At 63.4% G+C, this 18,080-nt stretch carries 17 protein-coding genes; 3 read left to right on the top strand and 14 right to left on the bottom strand.

From position 1 onward, the window contains the following. Nucleotides 1-46 precede the first annotated feature (46 nt). A complete protein-coding gene (locus K2O50_RS05710; protein WP_052896306.1) occupies nucleotides 47-331 on the top strand; it encodes a type II toxin-antitoxin system Phd/YefM family antitoxin in 285 nt (94 codons plus the stop codon). Continuing rightward, nucleotides 285-602 carry a type II toxin-antitoxin system RelE/ParE family toxin gene (locus K2O50_RS05705; RefSeq protein WP_050704379.1) on the top strand — a complete coding sequence of 106 codons (318 nt, stop codon included), beginning with the start codon at nucleotides 285-287 and terminating at the stop codon, nucleotides 600-602. The genes K2O50_RS05710 and K2O50_RS05705 overlap by 47 nt, the downstream gene beginning before the upstream one ends. 28 nt (nucleotides 603-630) lie before the next feature. Here K2O50_RS05705 and K2O50_RS05700 read toward each other — a convergent pair whose 3' ends face one another. From K2O50_RS05700 to prfB, 7 genes are all read right to left on the bottom strand, one after another. Further along, nucleotides 631-957: a hypothetical protein gene (locus tag K2O50_RS05700; protein WP_050704378.1), complete on the bottom strand. Its 327-nt coding sequence runs from the start codon at nucleotides 955-957 to the stop codon at nucleotides 631-633. After that, entirely contained in the window at nucleotides 954-1,877 is a 924-nt protein-coding gene (locus tag K2O50_RS05695) for an alpha/beta hydrolase (protein WP_050704377.1), read from the bottom strand. The genes K2O50_RS05700 and K2O50_RS05695 overlap by 4 nt, the downstream gene beginning before the upstream one ends. Further along, nucleotides 1,849-3,126 (bottom strand): flavohemoglobin expression-modulating QEGLA motif protein, encoded by a 1,278-nt coding sequence (locus K2O50_RS05690; RefSeq protein ID WP_028691572.1) that lies wholly within the window; start codon nucleotides 3,124-3,126, stop codon nucleotides 1,849-1,851. The genes K2O50_RS05695 and K2O50_RS05690 overlap by 29 nt, the downstream gene beginning before the upstream one ends. Nucleotides 3,127-3,218: 92 nt before the next feature. Next, complete coding sequence (locus K2O50_RS05685) at nucleotides 3,219-3,767, bottom strand: hypothetical protein (protein WP_050704376.1); 549 nt, start codon at nucleotides 3,765-3,767, stop codon at nucleotides 3,219-3,221. Between the two features lie 29 nt (nucleotides 3,768-3,796). Continuing rightward, a complete protein-coding gene (locus K2O50_RS05680) occupies nucleotides 3,797-4,501 on the bottom strand; it encodes a TetR/AcrR family transcriptional regulator (RefSeq protein WP_050704375.1) in 705 nt (234 codons plus the stop codon). Nucleotides 4,502-4,708: 207 nt separating this feature from the next. Continuing rightward, nucleotides 4,709-6,211: a lysine--tRNA ligase gene (lysS, locus tag K2O50_RS05675; RefSeq protein ID WP_050704374.1), complete on the bottom strand. Its 1,503-nt coding sequence runs from the start codon at nucleotides 6,209-6,211 to the stop codon at nucleotides 4,709-4,711. A gap of 93 nt (nucleotides 6,212-6,304) precedes the next feature. Next, nucleotides 6,305-7,400, bottom strand: a protein-coding gene (gene prfB, locus K2O50_RS05670; RefSeq protein WP_139121065.1) for a peptide chain release factor 2 whose coding sequence is annotated in 2 segments (ribosomal slippage) — nucleotides 6,305-7,327 and nucleotides 7,329-7,400 — 1,095 coding nt in all. Because the reading frame shifts where the segments join, the coding sequence is not laid out codon by codon here. 516 nt (nucleotides 7,401-7,916) lie between these two features. Here prfB and K2O50_RS05660 point away from each other — a divergent pair. Next, nucleotides 7,917-8,942 (top strand): IS110 family transposase, encoded by a 1,026-nt coding sequence (locus K2O50_RS05660; protein ID WP_050707629.1) that lies wholly within the window; start codon nucleotides 7,917-7,919, stop codon nucleotides 8,940-8,942. Nucleotides 8,943-9,447: 505 nt separating this feature from the next. Here the strand turns inward: K2O50_RS05660 and K2O50_RS05655 are convergent. The 7 genes from K2O50_RS05655 to K2O50_RS05625 form a co-directional block, all read right to left on the bottom strand. Then, nucleotides 9,448-10,749, bottom strand: a complete 1,302-nt coding sequence (locus tag K2O50_RS05655; RefSeq protein WP_050707627.1) for an IS4 family transposase — start codon at nucleotides 10,747-10,749, stop codon at nucleotides 9,448-9,450. Between the two features lie 536 nt (nucleotides 10,750-11,285). Beyond that, the gene (locus K2O50_RS05650) at nucleotides 11,286-12,290 is read right to left on the bottom strand and encodes a PleD family two-component system response regulator (RefSeq protein WP_050704372.1); all 1,005 of its coding nucleotides are present in this window, start codon (nucleotides 12,288-12,290) and stop codon (nucleotides 11,286-11,288) included. A gap of 51 nt (nucleotides 12,291-12,341) precedes the next feature. Next, nucleotides 12,342-13,355, bottom strand: coding sequence for a chemotaxis response regulator protein-glutamate methylesterase (locus K2O50_RS05645; RefSeq protein WP_050704371.1), 1,014 nt, complete (start codon nucleotides 13,353-13,355; stop codon nucleotides 12,342-12,344). Beyond that, nucleotides 13,352-15,646: a hybrid sensor histidine kinase/response regulator gene (locus K2O50_RS05640; protein ID WP_050704370.1), complete on the bottom strand. Its 2,295-nt coding sequence runs from the start codon at nucleotides 15,644-15,646 to the stop codon at nucleotides 13,352-13,354. The genes K2O50_RS05645 and K2O50_RS05640 overlap by 4 nt, the downstream gene beginning before the upstream one ends. Further along, on the bottom strand, nucleotides 15,643-16,308 hold the full coding sequence (locus K2O50_RS05635; RefSeq protein WP_050704369.1) for a chemotaxis protein CheW: 666 nt from the start codon (nucleotides 16,306-16,308) through the stop codon (nucleotides 15,643-15,645). Before K2O50_RS05635 ends, K2O50_RS05640 begins: the two co-directional genes overlap by 4 nt. Beyond that, a complete protein-coding gene (locus K2O50_RS05630; RefSeq protein WP_050704368.1) occupies nucleotides 16,305-17,558 on the bottom strand; it encodes a CheR family methyltransferase in 1,254 nt (417 codons plus the stop codon). Before K2O50_RS05630 ends, K2O50_RS05635 begins: the two co-directional genes overlap by 4 nt. Continuing rightward, the gene (locus tag K2O50_RS05625) at nucleotides 17,555-18,076 is read right to left on the bottom strand and encodes a chemotaxis protein CheW (protein ID WP_050704367.1); all 522 of its coding nucleotides are present in this window, start codon (nucleotides 18,074-18,076) and stop codon (nucleotides 17,555-17,557) included. Before K2O50_RS05625 ends, K2O50_RS05630 begins: the two co-directional genes overlap by 4 nt. Between the last annotated feature and the right edge of the window lie 4 nt (nucleotides 18,077-18,080).

Genomic DNA, 18,080 nt, shown 5'->3' with positions numbered 1-18,080 from the left:
CTAAACTGAGGCAACCGTCCTTCTCGACAAATGGGTTGATACAACTATGACCTACCCTGTCCTCGCCGATCTGGCAGCATCCATCACCGACCTTAAGAAAGACCCAATGGGCACCATTCGCCAAGGGCACGGTGAAACCGTGGTGATCCTCAATCGGAACGAGCCCGCCTTCTACGCAGTACCACCAGAGCGCTACGAGGCGATGATGGATCTGATTGACGATATCCAACTGGCCGAGCTGGTACGCCAGCGACTTGGCGGGCCTACCGTGAGGGTGGATATCGATGAGCTCATCGCCGACGCAGAGCGCGACAGCAAGCTACAACCTTGAGTTTGATTCACGAGCGCACAAGGAGTACCGCAAGCTCGAACCCACATTGCGCCTGCAGCTTGCCAAGAAACTCAAGGCCCGGCTGGCTCAACCCAGGGTTGAAAAAGACCGGCTCAATAACATGGCTGATTGCTACAAGATCAAATTGAGATCAGCCGGCTACCGCTTGGTCTACCAGGTGATTGATCAGCGCGTGGTAGTGCTTGTCATTGCGATCGGCAAACGTGAACGATGCGATGTCTATTCAGTCGCCAGCGCGCGATTGAACTGATCGGGCCGCATTGCAGCAGCCCCATCATTCACTGCACCTGCTGCGGCGTCTCCTGCCCCATGCAACGCACCGCGCGCTTGCGGTTGTCCACCAGCACCCCGGTCAGGCCCTTCTGCTCGGTGTCGAACAGCACCAGCACGCCATCGATGCACTGTGCCACCTGTGGCGCCGGCGTCAGCGAGACCTTGTAGTCTTCCCCCGGAATGGTCTTGAGCATGGTGAAATCCTGCAACAACAGCGCATCCTCGGGCTTGGCGAAATGCAGGTAGCCGTAGTACCAGAGGGTTCCCACCGTCACGATGATGCTGCCGACGCCGGTCAGGATCAGCGGGATGGCGTTGCGTTCTTCACTCATTGCTTGTTCTTCTCGTCAGGGTAGTCGGGGACTTCGGCCAGGCGGCGCAGGCCGTTGAAATGGGCAGGGTCTTCCAGGAAACGCAGCATCACCTGACGCCAGGTCGGGTCGGCGAAAGTCTGCACATGGTCGCCCCGGGTCAGTTGCAACACCCGGGGCGGCGGCGCCTGGCGGTACAAACGCAGGCCGTTGTCCAACGGCACGAGGTTGTCGTCGATGCTGTGGAAGAACAGCTTCGGCGGGCTGTCCAGGCGGGCGATCGAGTTGATCGCGCTGTCGCCGTCCGGCACCAGCCACGACAGCGGCACCTGCAGTGGCCAGGTCATCCACGAAGTGCTCAGGGCATAACGCCCCACCGCCCGGTAGCTGGCCGGCACGCCATCAAACACCAGGGCGCTGAAGCGTCGGCGCTGCTCGGGGTGCTGGGCCAGGTAATGGATGGCCATGGCCCCGCCGAGGCTCTGGCCCAGCAGCACCAGCGGCCTGCTCTGGGTCTGGGGCGCCTTGTCGAGCCAGTCCAGCGCCGCGCCGATATCGCCATACACCTTGGGCAGTGTCGGCTTGCCCTGGGACAACCCATAACCGCGATAGTCGATCATCAGCACCTGGTAGCCCGCCTTCGGCAGCCAGTAGCTGCCGCCCAGGTGCCAGGCCAGGTTGCCACCATTGCCATGCAGGTGCAGCACCGTGCCCTTGACCTCGACGCCCTGCGGCACGGGCAGCCACCAGCCATGCAGGCGCGTGCCGTCGGCGGCGCTGAGGGTCAGGTCCTGATACTGCAAGTGGGCCTTTTCCGGGGTGAACGGCTGGCCGGGCTCGGGATAGAACAGCAGGCTGCTGCAGCCGCCCAAAAGCAGCAACCCGAGGCCGAAGGCGAGGTGACGGCAGGCGTCAGAGAATGTTCGCGTAGTCGGCTTCAATACGGTCCAGGCTCAGGTGGTTGAGGAAGTTGGAGAAGCACATCCAGGCCGACAGCGCGTTGAGGTCGCGGAACTGCTCGGGCAGGTACTTGGGCGGTTCGACCAGCCCTTCCTCGACCAGCTGGCGCAGCGTGCGCATGTCTTCCAGGGTGGTCTTGCCGCAGAACAGCAACGGGATCTGCTCGAGCTTGCCCTTCTTCACGGCCAACTGAATGTAGTTGTAAACCATGATGAAGCCCTTGAGGTAGGACAAGTCCTTGGTGAATGGCAGGCCATTGGGCACCGAGCCACGGAACACCCGGCTGGCGTTGCTGTAGCTCTGCCCCATCTCGAAGCCCTGGCCGCGGAAGAACTCGAAGACCTGCAGGAAGTCGGCGCCCTCCTCCACCATGTGGATGGCGCGGGTGCGGTTGGTGAGCTTGCGCAGGCGGCTGGGGTAGGAGGCGAAGGCGATCACCTCCATGAGGATGGCCAGGCCTTCCTGGGTCACCGTCGACGAGGGCGGGCCCTTGGCCAGGAAGGTGCAGATCGGCTGGTTCAGGCCGTTGAGGGTGGTGCCGACGTGCACCAGGCCTTCATGCACTTCCAGGGCGCGCACATCGCGGCTGTTGAACATGGCGTCGGCGCGCACCTTGATGTAGTCGGCGCCAGCCGCGGCGTCGGCAACGATGCCGTCGGACTCGAACACGCGGATGGTCTCCTCGGCCTCGCCGAACACCTTGTTCAGGCGACGCTGGAGGATCTCCACCGCTTCCTTGGCCGTGAGGTTCTTCGGCTCGTCCTTCAGGTCGCCTCGACCGTCGATGTTGTTCAGGTAGTCCGAGAGCATCAGGCCCAGATCGGCCAGGGTCGGATCACCAGCGTGGAAGGCATCGGAGGCAGCGCCGTAGAGCTCCTGGGAGATCAGCCCGAAGTCCTCGGTGCCGCGTGCCTCGAGCATGCGCACGACCATGCGGTATTCCTTGCACATGCGCCGCATGATCTGCCCGACCGGGTTGAACTGGCCCAACTGCCGGGTGATGTCGCGCTCGATGCTCTGGAACTCGGCCTTCACCGCGCTGGAGTCGAACGACAGCGGGCGGTTCTGGTAGTAGGCACGGTCCACCGCCGGTGGCTCCTTGCCCTTGGCCTTGAGGAAGCCCTGGCGGATGCCGTCGTCCCATTTCACTGCGTCGAGTACGCGGATCGGGGTCTGGGTGGCGACGATGCGGTCGGACAACGTGCGTATGGTCTGCTGGTACTCGTCCACGCGGGACTCCTTCTTGGAGCCTCATCGCGGGGCAAGCCCGCTCCCACAACCCGGAGCGGGCTTGCCCCGCGACGAGGCCGGTATGCTCACTGCTATTTACCGGAACGCTGGAAGCGCGCCACCTCGACGAACAGATCGGAGTTGGCGGGATCGTCCAGGTACGCCAGCACCCGCTCGGTCGGGCTGTCGATCAGCACGCCCTCGCCGTTATCTTCCGGCACTTCGGTACTGCGTCCGCTCAGTTCTTTCTTGGCGACGGCCTGCTGCACCTGCTCGACATCGAGGTTGTAGACCACCAGCTGCTTGCCGTCGATCACCTCGAAGCCACCGATCAGGAAGTTGCCGCCCAGGCGCTTGGGCACCCCGGCCGACAGGTACCAGCGGTTGCCGTGCCGGGCCACGGTGAAGGCGTATTCCTCGGGGGCCTTGCCCTGGGCACGGGCCACCGCCTTGTAGGTGTTGCCGCCGGCGCGGCTGATGCTCAGCTTCAGCGGCTGGCCCCAGGCGTCCTTGCTGCTCCACTGCCCGAGCAGGGCCTTGGGCGCCGGCTGGTTGGCCGGCAGCGGCTCGTCGAACGTCACCAGACAACCGCCCAGCAGGAGGAATGACAAGGTCAACAACACCACACGCCAGGCTTTCATCAGGTTCTCCTTGAAAAGTCGTTCGCCACTCAGGCCGAGGCCAGCACCATCTGCAGGTATCGGACAAGGATAGCGAGCATCTGCTCATCGGCCTGCGCATTCGCATCCTTGAGCAGGCCCTGATATTCCATCTGCTCGATTATCGCCGTCAACATCTGGGCATCCTGCTCGGGCTGGCGCGAGCCGACCACCTGCAGGATCTGTCGCGCGCCATGCAGCAGGATCTGCTCGTGGGCCTGCACCAACTCGGCCAGGCGCGGGCACAGCAGCGCCTCCTGGCGGAAGGCCTGCTCGGCCATGAGGAAGTCGCGGCGGTTGTTCAGTTGGCGCAGGACGTAGTCGGCCAGCATGCGCGCCACTTCATCGGCCAGGTGCGCCCGGGCCTGGGGGCTGCCGTCGCCCTGGGCCAGCAACTGGCGCAGCACGCCTTCGGTGTTGGTCCAGAGCTTGGCCATGTAGGCCGCGCTGCGCTCGACGTACTGGGCGAAGGTATCGGCCAGCAGGTCCTGGATATCCTTGAAGTAGTAGGTGGTGGCCGACAACGGCACACCGGCCTCGGCGGCCACGGCGCGGTGGCGCACGCCGCGCACGCCATCGCGCACGACGATGCGCATGGCGGCGTCGAGGATCTGCTGGCGGCGCTGCTCGCTGCCCTGGCGGGCGGTCTTGCGGCCCTGGTACTGCACGCTCTCGGCGACGGCGGTGGCGATGCCGGCGGCGCCTTGGTGGGGCATTGCGGGGGTCACTGGAGGTACCTCATGAACAGTGGGTTACCGGTGCCGACCTCATCGCGGGGCAAGCCCGCTCCCACGTTACACCACAACGCTCAAGCCCTGCGGTGCAACTGTGGGAGCGGGCTTGCCCCGCGAGGAGGCCCGCACTGACAACATAAAGCTTCAGGCATGAAAAAGCCGCCTCGAAAGGCGGCTTGTTCAGATCGCTCAGGCCTGTGGACGCATGTGCGGGAACAGGATCACGTCGCGGATCGACGGCGAGTTGGTCAGCAGCATCACCAGGCGGTCGATGCCGATGCCCTCACCGGCGGTCGGCGGCATGCCGTATTCCAGGGCACGGACGAAGTCGGCATCGTAGTGCATGGCCTCGTCGTCACCGGCGTCCTTCTCGGCCACCTGGGCCAGGAAGCGCTCGGCCTGGTCTTCGGCATCGTTGAGCTCGGAGTAGGCGTTGGCGATCTCGCGGCCACCGATGAACAGCTCGAAGCGGTCGGTCACGGCCGGGTTGTCGTCGTTGCGACGGGCCAGCGGCGAGACTTCGAACGGGTACTCGGTGATGAAGTGCGGCTGCTCCAGCTTGTGCTCGACCAGCTCTTCGAAAATCATCACCTGCAGCTTGCCCAGGCCTTCGTGGCCGAGCACCTTGGCGCCGGCTTTCTTGGCGATCTCGCGGGCACGGTCGACGTCCTGCAGGTCGGCGGCGGTGAGCTCCGGGTTGTACTTGAGGATCGAGTCGAACACCGACAGGCGCACGAACGGCTCGCCGAAGTGGAACACCTTGTCGCCGTACGGCACGTCGGTGCAGCCCAGTACCAGCTGCGCCAGCTCGCGGAACAGTTCCTCGGTGAGGTCCATGTTGTCGCGGTAGTCGGCGTAGGCCTGGTAGAACTCGAGCATGGTGAATTCTGGGTTGTGACGAGTCGAAACGCCTTCGTTACGGAAGTTGCGGTTGATCTCGAAGACTTTCTCGAAGCCACCGACCACCAGGCGCTTGAGGTACAACTCAGGCGCGATGCGCAGGAACATGGCCATGTCCAGGGCGTTGTGGTGGGTTTCGAACGGCTTGGCCGCGGCGCCGCCGGGGATGGTCTGCAGCATCGGGGTTTCGACTTCGAGGAAGTCGCGCTCGATGAGGAACTTGCGGATGTGCGAGATCACCTGCGAACGGACACGGAAGGTGTGGCGGGTTTCCTCGTTGACCATCAGGTCGACGTAGCGCTGGCGGTAGCGCTGCTCGGTGTCGGTCAGGCCGTGGTGCTTGTCCGGCAGCGGGCGCAGTGACTTGGTCAGCAGGCGCACGTTGGTCATCTCGACGTACAGGTCGCCCTTGCCGGAGCGGGCCAGGGTGCCTTCGGCGCTGATGATGTCGCCCAGGTCCCAGGTCTTGACCGCGGCCAGGGTTTCTTCCGGCAGGGTCTTGCGGTTGACGTAGACCTGGATGCGGCCGGTCATGTCCTGGATGACCATGAACGAGCCACGGTTGAGCATGATGCGACCGGCGACCTTGACCGGAATGCCGGCTGCTTCCAGCTCTTCCTTGGTCTTGTCCGCGTACTGCTTCTGCAGGTCGTTGCAGTAGCTGTCGCGGCGGAAGTCGTTGGGGAAGGCATTGCCCTTGGCGCGCTCGGCGGCAAGTTTTTCCTTGCGCAGGGCGATCAGGGCGTTTTCTTCCTGTTGCAGGTCTTGCGCTTCGGTCTTGAGGTCGCTCATGTCGTCATTCTTTCCATCAGGTGTTCGTTGCCCCTGTCGGGCAGGGCACGCGATACGGGCCCTGGGCCTCGTATCGCGGCGGTGGTGTGCGGTTTACAGCCCCTGCTTGAGGCTCGCTTCCAGGTACTGGTCGAGGTCGCCGTCCAGGACCTTCTGGCAGTCGCTGCGCTCGACGCCGGTCCGCAGGTCCTTGATGCGCGAGTCGTCGAGCACGTAGGAGCGGATCTGGTGGCCCCAGCCGATGTCCGACTTGCTGTCTTCCAGGGCCTGGGAGGCGGCGTTGCGTTTTTGCATTTCCAGCTCGTACAACTTGGCCCGCAGCATTTTCATGGCGGTGTCCTTGTTGGCGTGCTGGGAGCGTTCGTTCTGGCAGGCCACCACGGTGTTGGTCGGCACGTGGGTGATACGCACCGCCGAGTCGGTGGTGTTGACGTGCTGACCACCGGCACCGGAGGAGCGGTAGGTGTCGATGCGCAGGTCGGACGGGTTGATCTCGATCTCGACCTTGTCGTCGATCTCGGGCGAGACGAACACCGCCGAGAACGAGGTGTGGCGACGGGCGCCGGAGTCGAACGGGCTCTTGCGCACCAGGCGGTGCACGCCGATCTCGGTGCGCAGCCAGCCGAAGGCGTACTCGCCCTTGATGTGCACGGTGGCGCCCTTGATGCCGGCGACTTCGCCTTCGGACAGTTCGATGATGGTGGCATCGAAGCCGCGCTTGTCGGCCCAGCGCAGGTACATGCGCAGCAGGATGTTGGCCCAGTCCTGGGCCTCGGTGCCGCCGGAGCCGGCCTGGATGTCCAGGTAGGCGTTGTTCGGGTCCATCTCGCCGCTGAACATGCGACGGAACTCGAGCTGGGCGAGGGATTCCTCAAGCCCTTGCAGCTCGGTCTCGACATCGCTGACAGCGCCTTCATCGCCCTCCTCGACGGCCATGTCGAGCAGGTCCTTGCAGTCGGTCAGGCCGTTGGACAGTTTATCGAGGGTCTCGACCACCTGCGCCAGCATGGCGCGCTCGCGGCCCAGGGCCTGGGCGTACTCGGGTTTGTTCCAGACAGCGGCGTCTTCCAGCTCGCGGTTTACTTCGACCAGACGATCATGTTTGTGATCGTAGTCAAAGATACCCCCGAATGGATTGGGAACGCTCGGTGAGGTCCTTGATGGTGTTCAGGATCGGTTGGATTTCCATGGGCGGGCAGCTCTCGTGCGAATTCGGTGAAAAGCCCGCGAGTATAACCGAGTCTGGGGTCTGGCGGCAGACCCGCCGGGCGGTCTGGGCGCAAACCCCTTTACGCCCGATTCCCGGCGTTGCCGTTGCCGTTGCCGTTGCCGTTGCCGTTGCCGTTGCCGTTGCCGTTGCCGTTGCCGTTGCCGTTGCCGTTGCCGATCAAGAGTCTAGCGCCATACTCAACTAGCGACAGCTACGTCAGCCCAGGCGCCGCCCGTACCTTCGCGACTTCAGGAGGCCGAACGCAGGCCTTGCGGAGGGAGGTGACGGGCATGGATGCCCGTCAAGCGCTGGGGCCCAGGATGGGCCCTGCAGCGCGGTCCTCCCGGGAGCAAGGCCGGAGTGAGGGGACCCGGAGCGAAGCGTAGGGCCGGATGAATGGAGCGAGGATTTTTTGGTTCCTTAATGAGATGGTCACCCCGGCACCCTGCGAGGCGTACGCTTTCGCAGGGTGTTTTTTCTTCGGAGACCGTCATCATGAGCACCGTGACACTGATCGGCATCGACATCGGCAAACATACCTTCCACCTGCATGCCCAGGACAAGTTCGGCAAAGAGGTATCGCGCAAGAAGTGCTCAAGGCTGCAGATGATGCGGTTTCTGGCCAATCATCCTCCCTGCACGGTGGTGATGGAGGCCTGTGCCGGTTCGCACTATCTGGCTCGAGAACTCACGGCGATGGGGCATGAAGCCAAGCTGATCTCGCCTCAGTTTGTTAAGCCTTTCGTCAAGAGCAACAAAAACGACTTCGTTGATGCGCAAGCCATCTGCGAAGCTGCTTCCCGGCCTTCCATGCGCTTTGTGACGCCAAAATCGCCTGAGCAGCAAACGCTCTCTGTTTCTCATCGGATGCGTGAATCATTGATCCGCGACCGAACCAAGACGGTGAACCAGATGCATGGGTTCCTGCTCGAATTCGGCGTCAGCCTGCCGACCGGACTGGCAGTGGTCAAACGCCTCGCTTCTGTGCTTGAAGAGCACGACTTGCCTGTACGTCTTGTCGCATTGTTGCAGCGGCTACATGAGCATTTCGTCTACCTGAGCGAGCAGATCAAGTTGTTGGACGAAGAGCTGGTGAGCCAGCTGACTGACGATGATCTGGGTAGTCGTTTGCTGAGTATTCCGTGTGTCGGACCGATCACCGCCAGCCTGCTGGCTGTGGAAATGGGCGATGGCCAGCAATACGGCAGTAGCCGGGACTTTGCGGCCTCTGTAGGTCTGGTGCCCCGTCAGTACAGTACCGGTGGCAGACAGAATTTGCTGGGGATTAGCAAGCGCGGCGACAAGAACCTTCGACGCTTGCTGGTGCAATGCGCACGGGTTTACCTGATGCGTTTGAAGTACCAGAAAGGCCCATTAGCCGATTGGGTGCGCTCACTGCTCGCTCGACGTCACTCCAACGTGGTGGCCTGCGCGTTGGCCAACAAACTGGCACGCATCGCTTGGGCCATTACCACTCGGCACACGCAATATAAAACGGAGCCAGGCGCCATGAACGCCTGACCCCGTAGTGCTGCACCGTGTTTCACCATCAGGTTTTGCGATAGCTGTACAACAGATGAAACAAACGGCCGATCGGCCTGACGATGATCCTGGGATCAAAAATGGCTCTTGGAAGCCGCTTACTTTTTAAGGATTGTCAGGTGCGAACGCTCATCGTGGCGCGGGCGGATACGAGCCCATCAGACGCCGGATAGATTTACGCAAGCCATCCATTTCATCTGATGAACAGTATTGCAGAAAACGGGGTGACCATAGATTTTGATCCTTCAAAAAGGGACTCGCCGTAAGGGCGAAAAGGTGACTATGCGTCACCATCGCAAATGAATGCGCTTACAACTGTGAAAACGCACGCCGATCGCATTTGACTTTGACTTTGACTTTGACTTTGACTTTGACTTTGACTTTGACTTTGACTTTGACTTTGAGAGTGTGTTTTGAAAGTTATATGCGCATTCATTTGCGATGGTGACGCAATGTCACCTTTCCGCCCTTACGGCCATCCCTTTCAAGGTCTTTTGGTTTTAGCGGCCTTGATGACCCGATCCGTCGAAACGTGGGCATGCACAGCCGTACCTTGCACCCAGGCCTTCGCTTTGGGCACCTTGGGGCCTCGTGGACTTTTCACGACCTGTTTGGGCTGGATGTTTCTGGCTAGCTCCAGCAGGCGCTGGGCCAGTTTGTCTATCGGTACAACTGGCATGTACTCGGATGGCAGGGCAATCTGCATGCCTTCGTAACCCCCTCTGATCTGCACCGCCAAGTGATAGATCGAGGCTTCCCAATTATCGGGCAAGGCATCCCGATGGGCCTGCTCAACACTACGTTTGAGCAAGGCCAGAACGTTGTATGCCAGAACGGCAGTGGTGAAGCCAAGCAAGGCAGCTCGCGGGCTGCCAAGGGTTTCAATTTCACTTTCCAGAATCGCTTCCAGTCGCTGAAACATCCCTTCGATGCTCCAGCGACGGCGATAGAAGTCTGCGATTTGTTGTGCACTGATGCTCTCGGGCAGATTGCTCCAGAACATCAAGCTGTTATCACCTGAGTCGTTTGGCGAATGAAGTGTCAACTCGACACGTCGCCAGCAGTGCCCGCCTTTTACTTCGATGGATTGCTCGCGCACTGTGCCTGTTGCTACCGGCATCGGTGCTTGCCACTCACCTTCTTGGATCAAGCGGGGATGTTTGGCTTGCTGGCGAATGACAAATGATGTGCTCACCTGTTCGCACGCCTCCATGACAGGCAGCGTGCAGTAGAGGCGATCAGCGACCCAGACCTGATTGGCCTTTGCTTGAGCCAGTAACGGCAAGACACAGACGCGCTCACTTGCGTAGGCGTCTTCACACGGTTGGAGGTCGATCACCTGATCCAGATCGGGATCGTAGACCACTACCGAGAACCCGGGGCGAGCCGCCCCACGCTCTTGGCGCAACGCACCAAGACGCTTTTCGGTGGAGGCCAGGTGGCTTCCATCGACTATCCGAACTTGCCAATCAGGAAGCATGGCTGAATAGCCCAACTCATGGATTGTCGGCGCCAAGCGCTGCGCACAGCCTGTCACCAGAGCACGCAACAGGGCAGGTTCGGTTCGACTGATCTTGTCGTAAAGGGCCGCCAGACTGACGGGAAGGTCGTCTAGTTGTCTCGCGGCAGCATGTAAGGATGGCTTCAAGCCCAGAGAAACAAGCGACATCAGCTTGACGATGGTCGAGAACAGCAATTCGCGAGAATACTGCCGTTGCCGGTGCTCCTCGAAAACCTGATCGACCCACTCCGGCGCAATGGCCTGCTCCAAGGCAAGTTTGGCCATTACGCTGGCGGGTGCTTTTTTCTCGAATCGCGCTAGTACATCAGCCCACATCGTTCGGGTCTTCCTGACTGGATTTCAGTGGATTCTACCGAAGACCTTGAAAGGGATGGCCCTTACGGCGGGTAACTTTTTGAAGGATCAAAAAGTCACCAAAAAATCCTCGCTCCATTCATCCGGCCCCTACGCTCCGCTCCGGGGTTCCCTCGCTCCGTTCTTGCTCCCGGGAGGACCGCGCTGAACGCCCCATCCTGGGGCGCAGCGCTTGACGGGCATCCATGCCCGTCACCTCCCTCCGCAAGAACTCCGCTCGGCCTCCTGAAGTCGCAATTGGTGTTGCCTGATCTACCGCGCACTTAGAAGCAAAAGCAAAAGCAAAAGCAAAAGCGAAGAGCGAAGAGCGAAGAGCGAAGAGCGAAGAGCGAAGAGATTGGAGTTTAGGTTTCAGCCAGCAATTGTTGTTTACAACCTCTGCCGACAAGCCGGTCCCGCAGGGTTAGTGAAGTGCTGAAAACACTAATACCCCTGCGGGAACTCACTTAGGCAATCCCGACTTGATTACGCCCGCTGTTCTTGGCCAGATACAACCCCTTGTCCGCCGCCGAAATCAGTTGCCGACAGTGACTGCCGACACTCGGCGTCAAGGTCGCCAGACCGATGCTAACGGTCAGGTGCGAGGCCGCCTCAGGGACGGTGTGGGCAATCTTCAGGCCCATGATGGTCTGGCGCAGCTTTTCCGCCACCAGCCGCGCGCCACCAGGCGAAGTATTGGGCAGCACCAGGGCGAACTCCTCGCCGCCATAGCGCGCCGGCAGGTCGGTCGGCCGCGAGCAGCAGCCGCGAATGGCCTCGGCCACCTGACGCAGGGCCTCGTCACCGGCAAGGTGGCCGAAACTGTCGTTGAACGCCTTGAAGTAGTCGACATCGACCATCAGCAACGACAACTGCTGCTGCTCACGAATAGCCCGGCGCCACTCCAGCTCCAGGTATTCGTCGAAGTGACGGCGGTTGGACAGCCCGGTGAGCCCGTCCGAGTTCATCAACCGCTGCAGCATCAGGTTGGTGTCGAGCAACTGCTGCTGGCTCACCCGCAGGGCGCGGTAAGCCTCGTCACGCTGCAACAGCGTCAGGTACGAACGCGAGTGGTAGCGGATACGCGCCACCAGCTCGATGGTGTCCGGCAGCTTCACCAGGTAGTCGTTGGCCCCGGCGGCGAAGGCCGCGCTCTTGACCAGCGGGTCCTCCTTGGTCGACAGGACGATGATCGGGATGTCCTGGGTGGCCGGGTTGTTGCGGTATTCGCGCACCAGGGTCAGGCCGTCGAGGCCCGGCATGATCAGGTCCTGGAGGATCACCGTGGGCTTGATGCGCATGGCCTGGGCCACCGCCTGGTGCGGGTCGGCGCAGAAGTGGAAGTCGATGTTCTCTTCATGGGCCAGACCACGGCGCACCGCTTCGCCGATCATCGCCTGATCGTCGACCAGCAGGACCATCGCCGCGCTTTCGTTGATGGTCGTGAAACCTTCGATCGGTAGATCATTCATCCGTAGTCACCCGTTGACCGCCGGCCACGCGGCGCGCCTCAATACATATCGTCATTTCGAAAAGATTTCCATCAGTCGCCCGGCAATTCGCTCCAGCGGACGGATTTCCACCGCCGCGTCGATCGCCGCGGCGGCCTTGGGCATGCCGTATACCGCGCTGCTCTGCTGGTCCTGGGCGATGGTCAGGAAGCCCTGCTGGCGCATCAGCTTCAGGCCCTGGGCGCCATCGCGCCCCATCCCGGTAAGCAGCACGCCCACCGCATCGCCAGACCAATAGCGCGCCACACTCTCGAAGAACACGTCGATCGAGGGCCGGTAGATTTCGTTGACGGGCTCGGCAGTGTAGGCCAGCTCGCCATTTCTCAGCAGACGGATATGGTGGTTGGTGCCGGCCAGCAGCACCTGCCCCGGCTGCGGAGGCTCACCCTCGCGGGCCAGGCGCACCGGCAGGCCGGACGCGGTGCTGAGCCATTCGGCCATGCCGGCGGCGAACACCTGGTCGACATGCTGGACCAGCACGATGGCCGCCGGGAAACTGCGCGGCAGGCCCTTGAGCAGTACCTCGAGCGCCGCCGGCCCACCCGCCGACGAGCCGATGGCCACCAGGGCACGGCGCTGCGAAGTCTCGCGCAGCGGCGCGGCCACCGCCCGGGCAGCGCTGGGACGCTGCTGGCCGATCAGCCAGCCGATGTTGAGGATCTTGCGCAACAGCGGCGCGGCCGCCTCCCGGGCGTCGCCCGCGCCCAACGCCGGGGTATCGACCACATCCAGGGCGCCATGGCCCATGGCCTCGAACACCCGGTGCACATTCTGCTTGCGGTCCACCGTGACGATGACGATGGCGCACGGGGTCTCGGCCATGATCCGTCGGGTGGCCTCGACACCGTCCATCACCGGCATGATCAGGTCCATGAGGATCAGATCAGGAGTCTGCTCGGCGCACAGGCGCACCGCCTCGGCGCCATTGCCCGCCACCCAGATCACCTGATGCGCGGGTTCGAAGGCCAACGCGCGGCGCAGGGCCTCCACGGCCATAGGCATGTCGTTGACGATGGCGATTCTCATCCCTGGGCACCTCCGATCAGCTCCACGACCGCCTCCAGCAACGCATCGTCATGGAAGCTGGCCTTGGCCAAATAATAGTCAGCGCCGGCATCCAGTCCACGACGCCGGTCTTCTTCACGATCCTTGTAGGACACCACCATCACCGGCAACGATTGGAGGCGGTTGTCACGCCTTACCAAGGTGACCAGCTCGATACCGTCCATGCGCGGCATGTCGATGTCGGTGATCAGCAGGTCGAAATCATCACTGCGCAGGGCGTTCCAGCCGTCCATGCCATCGACGGCCACCGCCACGTCATAGCCGCGGTTGCCCAGCAGCTTGCGCTGCAGCTCGCGTACGGTGAGCGAGTCGTCGACCACCAGGATGCGCTTGCGTGCCACGCCCTTGCCGCCCCGCCCGCCCCGTTCGATACGTTCCAGGCGGCCGGTGCTGAGCAGTTTGTCCACCGAGCGCAGCAGGTCCTCGACATCGACGATCAGCACCACCGAGCCATCATCGAGCAGGGCGCCGGCGGAAATGTCCTGGACCTTGCCCAGGCGCGCGTCCAGTGGCATCACCACCAGCACCCGTTCGCCGATCAGCCGCTCGACCGCCACCCCATAGAGCTGTTCGCGCTCACGAATCACCACTACCCGAAGGCTCTGTTCATCACCCTGGGCCGCCGGCCGGTTGAGCAACTGACTGGCAGCCACCAGGCCGATATGCCGCCCTTCGTGCCAGAAGTGCTGACGGCCTTCGATCTGCACGATGGCCTCGGCAGGCACTTCGACGGTGCGCTCGATATGCGCCAGTGGGAAGGCATAGGCCTCGCCGCCCACCTCGACCACCAGGCTGCGCACCACCGACAGGGTCAACGGCACTTCCAGGTGGAAGCAGCAGCCCTGCCCGGCAACCTGGGTCAACTCGATAGACCCGCGCAGTTCGCGAACCATGTGCTGCACCGCGTCCAGTCCGACACCGCGTCCGGAGACCTCGGTGACCGTATCGCGCAGGCTGAAGCCCGGCAGGAACAGGAACGTCAGCAGCTCGGCCTCGCTCATCTGCGCCACGGTCTCGGCCGGCGACAGGGCACGCTCGACGATACTGCGGCGCAGGCGCTGCAGATCGATACCGGCACCGTCGTCGGACAATTCGAGAATCAGCAATCCGGCCTGGTGCGAGGCGCGCAAGCGTACCGTGCCCTCGCTTGGCTTGCCGGCCAGCAGGCGCTGCTCGGGCAGCTCGATACCGTGATCGACCGCGTTGCGCAACAGGTGCGTCAGCGGAGCCTCGAGTTTTTCCAGCACATCGCGGTCGACCTGGGTCTTCTCGCCCTCGACCAGCAAGCGCACGGGCTTGTCCAGCGAGCGGCCAAGGTCGCGGACCATCCGGCTCTGCCCGGTCAGCACATCGGCGAACGGACGCATGCGACACGCCAAAGCCGTGTCGTAGAGCAACTGCGCGCGCTGGCTGGCCTGCCAGCCGAATTCGTCCAGGTCAGCCGCCTGTTGCAACAGGATTTGCTGGGTTTCGGCCAGCAACTGCTGGGTCTGGGCCAGGGCTTCGAGCACTTCTGGCCCCTGGCCGCTCTCCTCCAGCTGGGCCTTCAGCCCGTCGAGCCCCCGCATGCCCTGGCCATGCATGCGTTTCAGGCGCTGCAGGGTGGCCAGGTAGGGTTTCAGGCGCTGGGTCTCGACCAGCGACTTGCTCGACAGGTCCAGCAGGCTGTTCAGTCGGTCGGCGGTGACCCGCAACACCCGCTCGCCGCCCTCGCCACCGCGTTTTCCGGCCTTGCGGGCAGGCACCGGCTCTGCCTCGACGTCGGGTTCAGGTGGCGACAGGGCCTCAGGCTCCGGCAGTGAGGGCTGGACGACAGGCGGCAGGCTCGCTGCACTCGGCTGCGCGTTGGCCAGCAAGGGTGCCGAGGGGTCGAGCAAGGCCGCCATCTGTGCCAGGAACACCGCCACGGCGGCCTCGCTGTCCTGGTCGCCCGGCGTGGCGATACGCATCAGCAGATCGGTGCCCTGCAACAGTGCGTCGATATGCTCGGGGCGCAGCAGCAGGCGGCCCTCCTGGGCGGCCACCAGGCAGTCTTCCATCACGTGGGCGACACTGACCCCGGCGTCGATGCCGACGATCCGCGCCGCCCCCTTGAGCGAGTGCGCCGCACGCATGCAGGCCTCGAGCTGATCAGGTTGCGCGGGGTTGCGCTCCAGCGCCATCAGGCCCGCGCTGAGCACCTGGGTCTGGGCCTCGGCCTCCAGGCTGAACAGCTCGAGCAGCGACGCATCGCGCATTTGCTCCGGGGTCATGACAGGCTCCGCTTCACGGCTGACATCAGGTGTTGTTCATCCAGCACACGCACGCTGCGCCCGCGCCACTGCAGCACCGCCGCGGTGAAGTGCGCAGCATCGCGGCCATTGTCCAGGCTCGCCGGGTCGAGGCGATGGATCCCGTCGATCTCATCCACCGGCACCACCACCGGCCCGCCTTCGGCCGCCAGGATCAGCATGCGCGGCATGCTCCGCCCGCCGCGCTCGCTGCCCGCCTCGACCGGCACGCCCAGCAGGTCGGCCAGCGACAGGCAGGGCACCAGCGCCCCGCGCACATTGGCGACCCCCTGCAGCACCCGTGAACGCTGGTGAGGCAACGAGTGCACCGGCTGCAACGGGGCGATCTCGGCCAGGCAGGCGGTGGCCAGGGCCAACCATTCCTCGCCCAGGCGGAACAGCAGCATCGAGCGGCCGACCGCCTCCTCCTGTACAGCGGGAGCCTCGAGCTGTTCATCCTGGATCAGCGCATAACGGTCGAGCAGGCGCGTGGCCGCCTCGGCATAGACCTCGCAGTTACGGCAGTGCACATGCCGTGGCAGCAAGGGGCACTGTTTGTCGCCATGCACCCCGATACGGTTCCAGCAATCATCGATCTGCTCGTCATCGTGGGCAATCAGTTGCATAGGGTATCCGCCGCTCATCGTTCAGACTCCCGGCCAGCCCGAGCGGCACGCTCCTGCAGGCGTCGCGCGCCCGCCTCGTCGCCCTGCGCGGCCAGCAGCATGGCCAGGTGCATCAGCGCCTCCGGGTGCTGCGGCTCGAGGTAGAGGGCCTTGCGGTAATGGGTGATGGCCTGCGCGGCATCGCCCTCGGTATCGCTGAGCAACCCCAGCCAGTAGTAAACCTGTGCCTTGGGCGCGAACTTGCGCAGATAGCGCTCGCAGCCTTCCCTGGCCTGGGCGCTGTCACCGGCATTGGCATGCTGGGCGATGTTGGCCAGCAGTTGCGCCTCATCCTCGGTCGGCATCGCCTTGGCGACTGGCACGGCATTCGGCCTGCCGACCCGCGGCGACAGCGTCACGATACGCGGTGGCACGGGTGGCACCACTGCAGGGCGGGCCACCGGCGCCGGCTTGGCGATGACGACCGGCGGCGCTTCTTCCTGACGAACGTAGGCGAACGACTGGGCGATCCCCAGTGGTCGCATACCCAGGCGCGCCAGCAGGCTGCCCTCGGCCGGACCGATGAACAGGACGCCCTGGGCATGGGTCAGGTGCTTGAGCACCTCGAACACCCGCTGCTGGGTCGGTACGTCGAAATAGATCAGCAGATTACGACAGAACACGAAATCGTAGAGGCCTTCACGGGCCCGCAGCGCCGGATCGAGCACGTTGCCCACTTGCAGGCTGACCTGCTGGCGCACCCGCTCATCCAGGCGATGGGCCTCGTCGACGACACTGAAATGTCGCTCGCGAAAGGCCAGCTCACTGCCGCGGAACGAGTTGCGGCCATAAACGCCTTGCTCGCCCTTGGCCACCGAGCTGGGGCTGATGTCGATGCCGTCGATACGAAATGCCCCGGGGTTCAGCCCGCCGTCGAGCAATGCCATGGCGATCGAATACGGCTCCTCGCCGGTGGAGCACGGCAGGCTGAGGATCCGCAGCGGCCGGGCGCCGGCCAGCTCAGCCACGCGCTTGTGGGCCAACCCCGCCAGGGCGGTGAAGGATTCGGGGTAGCGGAAGAACCAGGTCTCCGGAACGATGACCGCCTCGATCAAGGCCTGCTGTTCATCGGTCGACTGCTGCAACCGTATCCAGTAGTCGTCCAGGTTCTCGGCCTGCACGAGTGTGCAACGCTGGCGCAAGGCACGCTCGACCATCGCCGCGCCGACCGACTCGACGTCCAGGCCGATACGTTCCTGCAGGAAACGGAAAAAACGCTGCTCACTCATGCCTGCACCTGCCCTGGCTCCAGCGGATACAGCAACTCGCGCACCGCATCCGACAACAGGTCGTCCACCTCGATGCGTTGCAGCAAGCCCCGGGCGTCCTGACGCACTGGTCCGAGGTAACGCGCCTCGGCATTGTCCAGCCCGTAGGGTTGGAAATCTTCGGGAGCACAACGCAGGGTGTCGGTGGCCTGCTCCAGGATCAATCCCAGCTGCAACTGCGGACGCTGCGGATCGACGCGGTAGTGCACCAGCACCAGTCGCGTACTGCTGCGCGACTGGGCCGGCGAGCCGAAACTGAGCGCCGACAGGTCGATCACCGGCACCAGCGCACCGCGATGGGCGAGCACACCAGCGACCCAGGCCGGGGCCTGGGCGATGGGCTTGAGCGCACGATGCGGCAGGACCTCGATCACCTCGCGCACATCCAGGGCGAAACGCTGGTCGGCGATGCGAAACTGCAGGTACAGCACGCCCTTTTCAGTGGTGGCGCGCGCCTCGCGGGGGGACATGTCGTTCATCGTC

Source organism: Pseudomonas sp. 2hn, from assembly GCF_019646095.1.
Taxonomy (GTDB): Bacteria; Pseudomonadota; Gammaproteobacteria; order Pseudomonadales; family Pseudomonadaceae; genus Aquipseudomonas; species Aquipseudomonas peradeniyensis.
This window is presented reverse-complemented; position numbering and strand designations above follow the sequence as displayed.

Excerpts from the sequence above, each read along its gene's own strand:
- K2O50_RS05625 (WP_050704367.1), bottom strand. The coding sequence starts at position 18,076 with ATGAACGACATGTCCCCCCGCGAGGCGCGCGCCACCACTGAAAAGGGC.
- K2O50_RS05655 (WP_050707627.1), bottom strand. The coding sequence starts at position 10,749 with ATGGCCAAACTTGCCTTGGAGCAGGCCATTGCGCCGGAGTGGGTCGAT.
- K2O50_RS05705 (WP_050704379.1), top strand. The coding sequence starts at position 285 with ATGAGCTCATCGCCGACGCAGAGCGCGACAGCAAGCTACAACCTTGAG.
- K2O50_RS05685 (WP_050704376.1), bottom strand. The coding sequence starts at position 3,767 with ATGAAAGCCTGGCGTGTGGTGTTGTTGACCTTGTCATTCCTCCTGCTG.
- K2O50_RS05680 (WP_050704375.1), bottom strand. The coding sequence starts at position 4,501 with ATGCCCCACCAAGGCGCCGCCGGCATCGCCACCGCCGTCGCCGAGAGC.
- K2O50_RS05630 (WP_050704368.1), bottom strand. The coding sequence starts at position 17,558 with ATGAGTGAGCAGCGTTTTTTCCGTTTCCTGCAGGAACGTATCGGCCTG.
- K2O50_RS05660 (WP_050707629.1), top strand. The coding sequence starts at position 7,917 with ATGAGCACCGTGACACTGATCGGCATCGACATCGGCAAACATACCTTC.
- K2O50_RS05645 (WP_050704371.1), bottom strand. The coding sequence starts at position 13,355 with ATGAGAATCGCCATCGTCAACGACATGCCTATGGCCGTGGAGGCCCTG.
- K2O50_RS05635 (WP_050704369.1), bottom strand. The coding sequence starts at position 16,308 with ATGAGCGGCGGATACCCTATGCAACTGATTGCCCACGATGACGAGCAG.
- K2O50_RS05710 (WP_052896306.1), top strand. The coding sequence starts at position 47 with ATGACCTACCCTGTCCTCGCCGATCTGGCAGCATCCATCACCGACCTT.
- K2O50_RS05640 (WP_050704370.1), bottom strand. The coding sequence starts at position 15,646 with ATGACCCCGGAGCAAATGCGCGATGCGTCGCTGCTCGAGCTGTTCAGC.
- K2O50_RS05650 (WP_050704372.1), bottom strand. The coding sequence starts at position 12,290 with ATGAATGATCTACCGATCGAAGGTTTCACGACCATCAACGAAAGCGCG.
- K2O50_RS05700 (WP_050704378.1), bottom strand. The coding sequence starts at position 957 with ATGAGTGAAGAACGCAACGCCATCCCGCTGATCCTGACCGGCGTCGGC.
- lysS (WP_050704374.1), bottom strand. The coding sequence starts at position 6,211 with ATGAGCGACCTCAAGACCGAAGCGCAAGACCTGCAACAGGAAGAAAAC.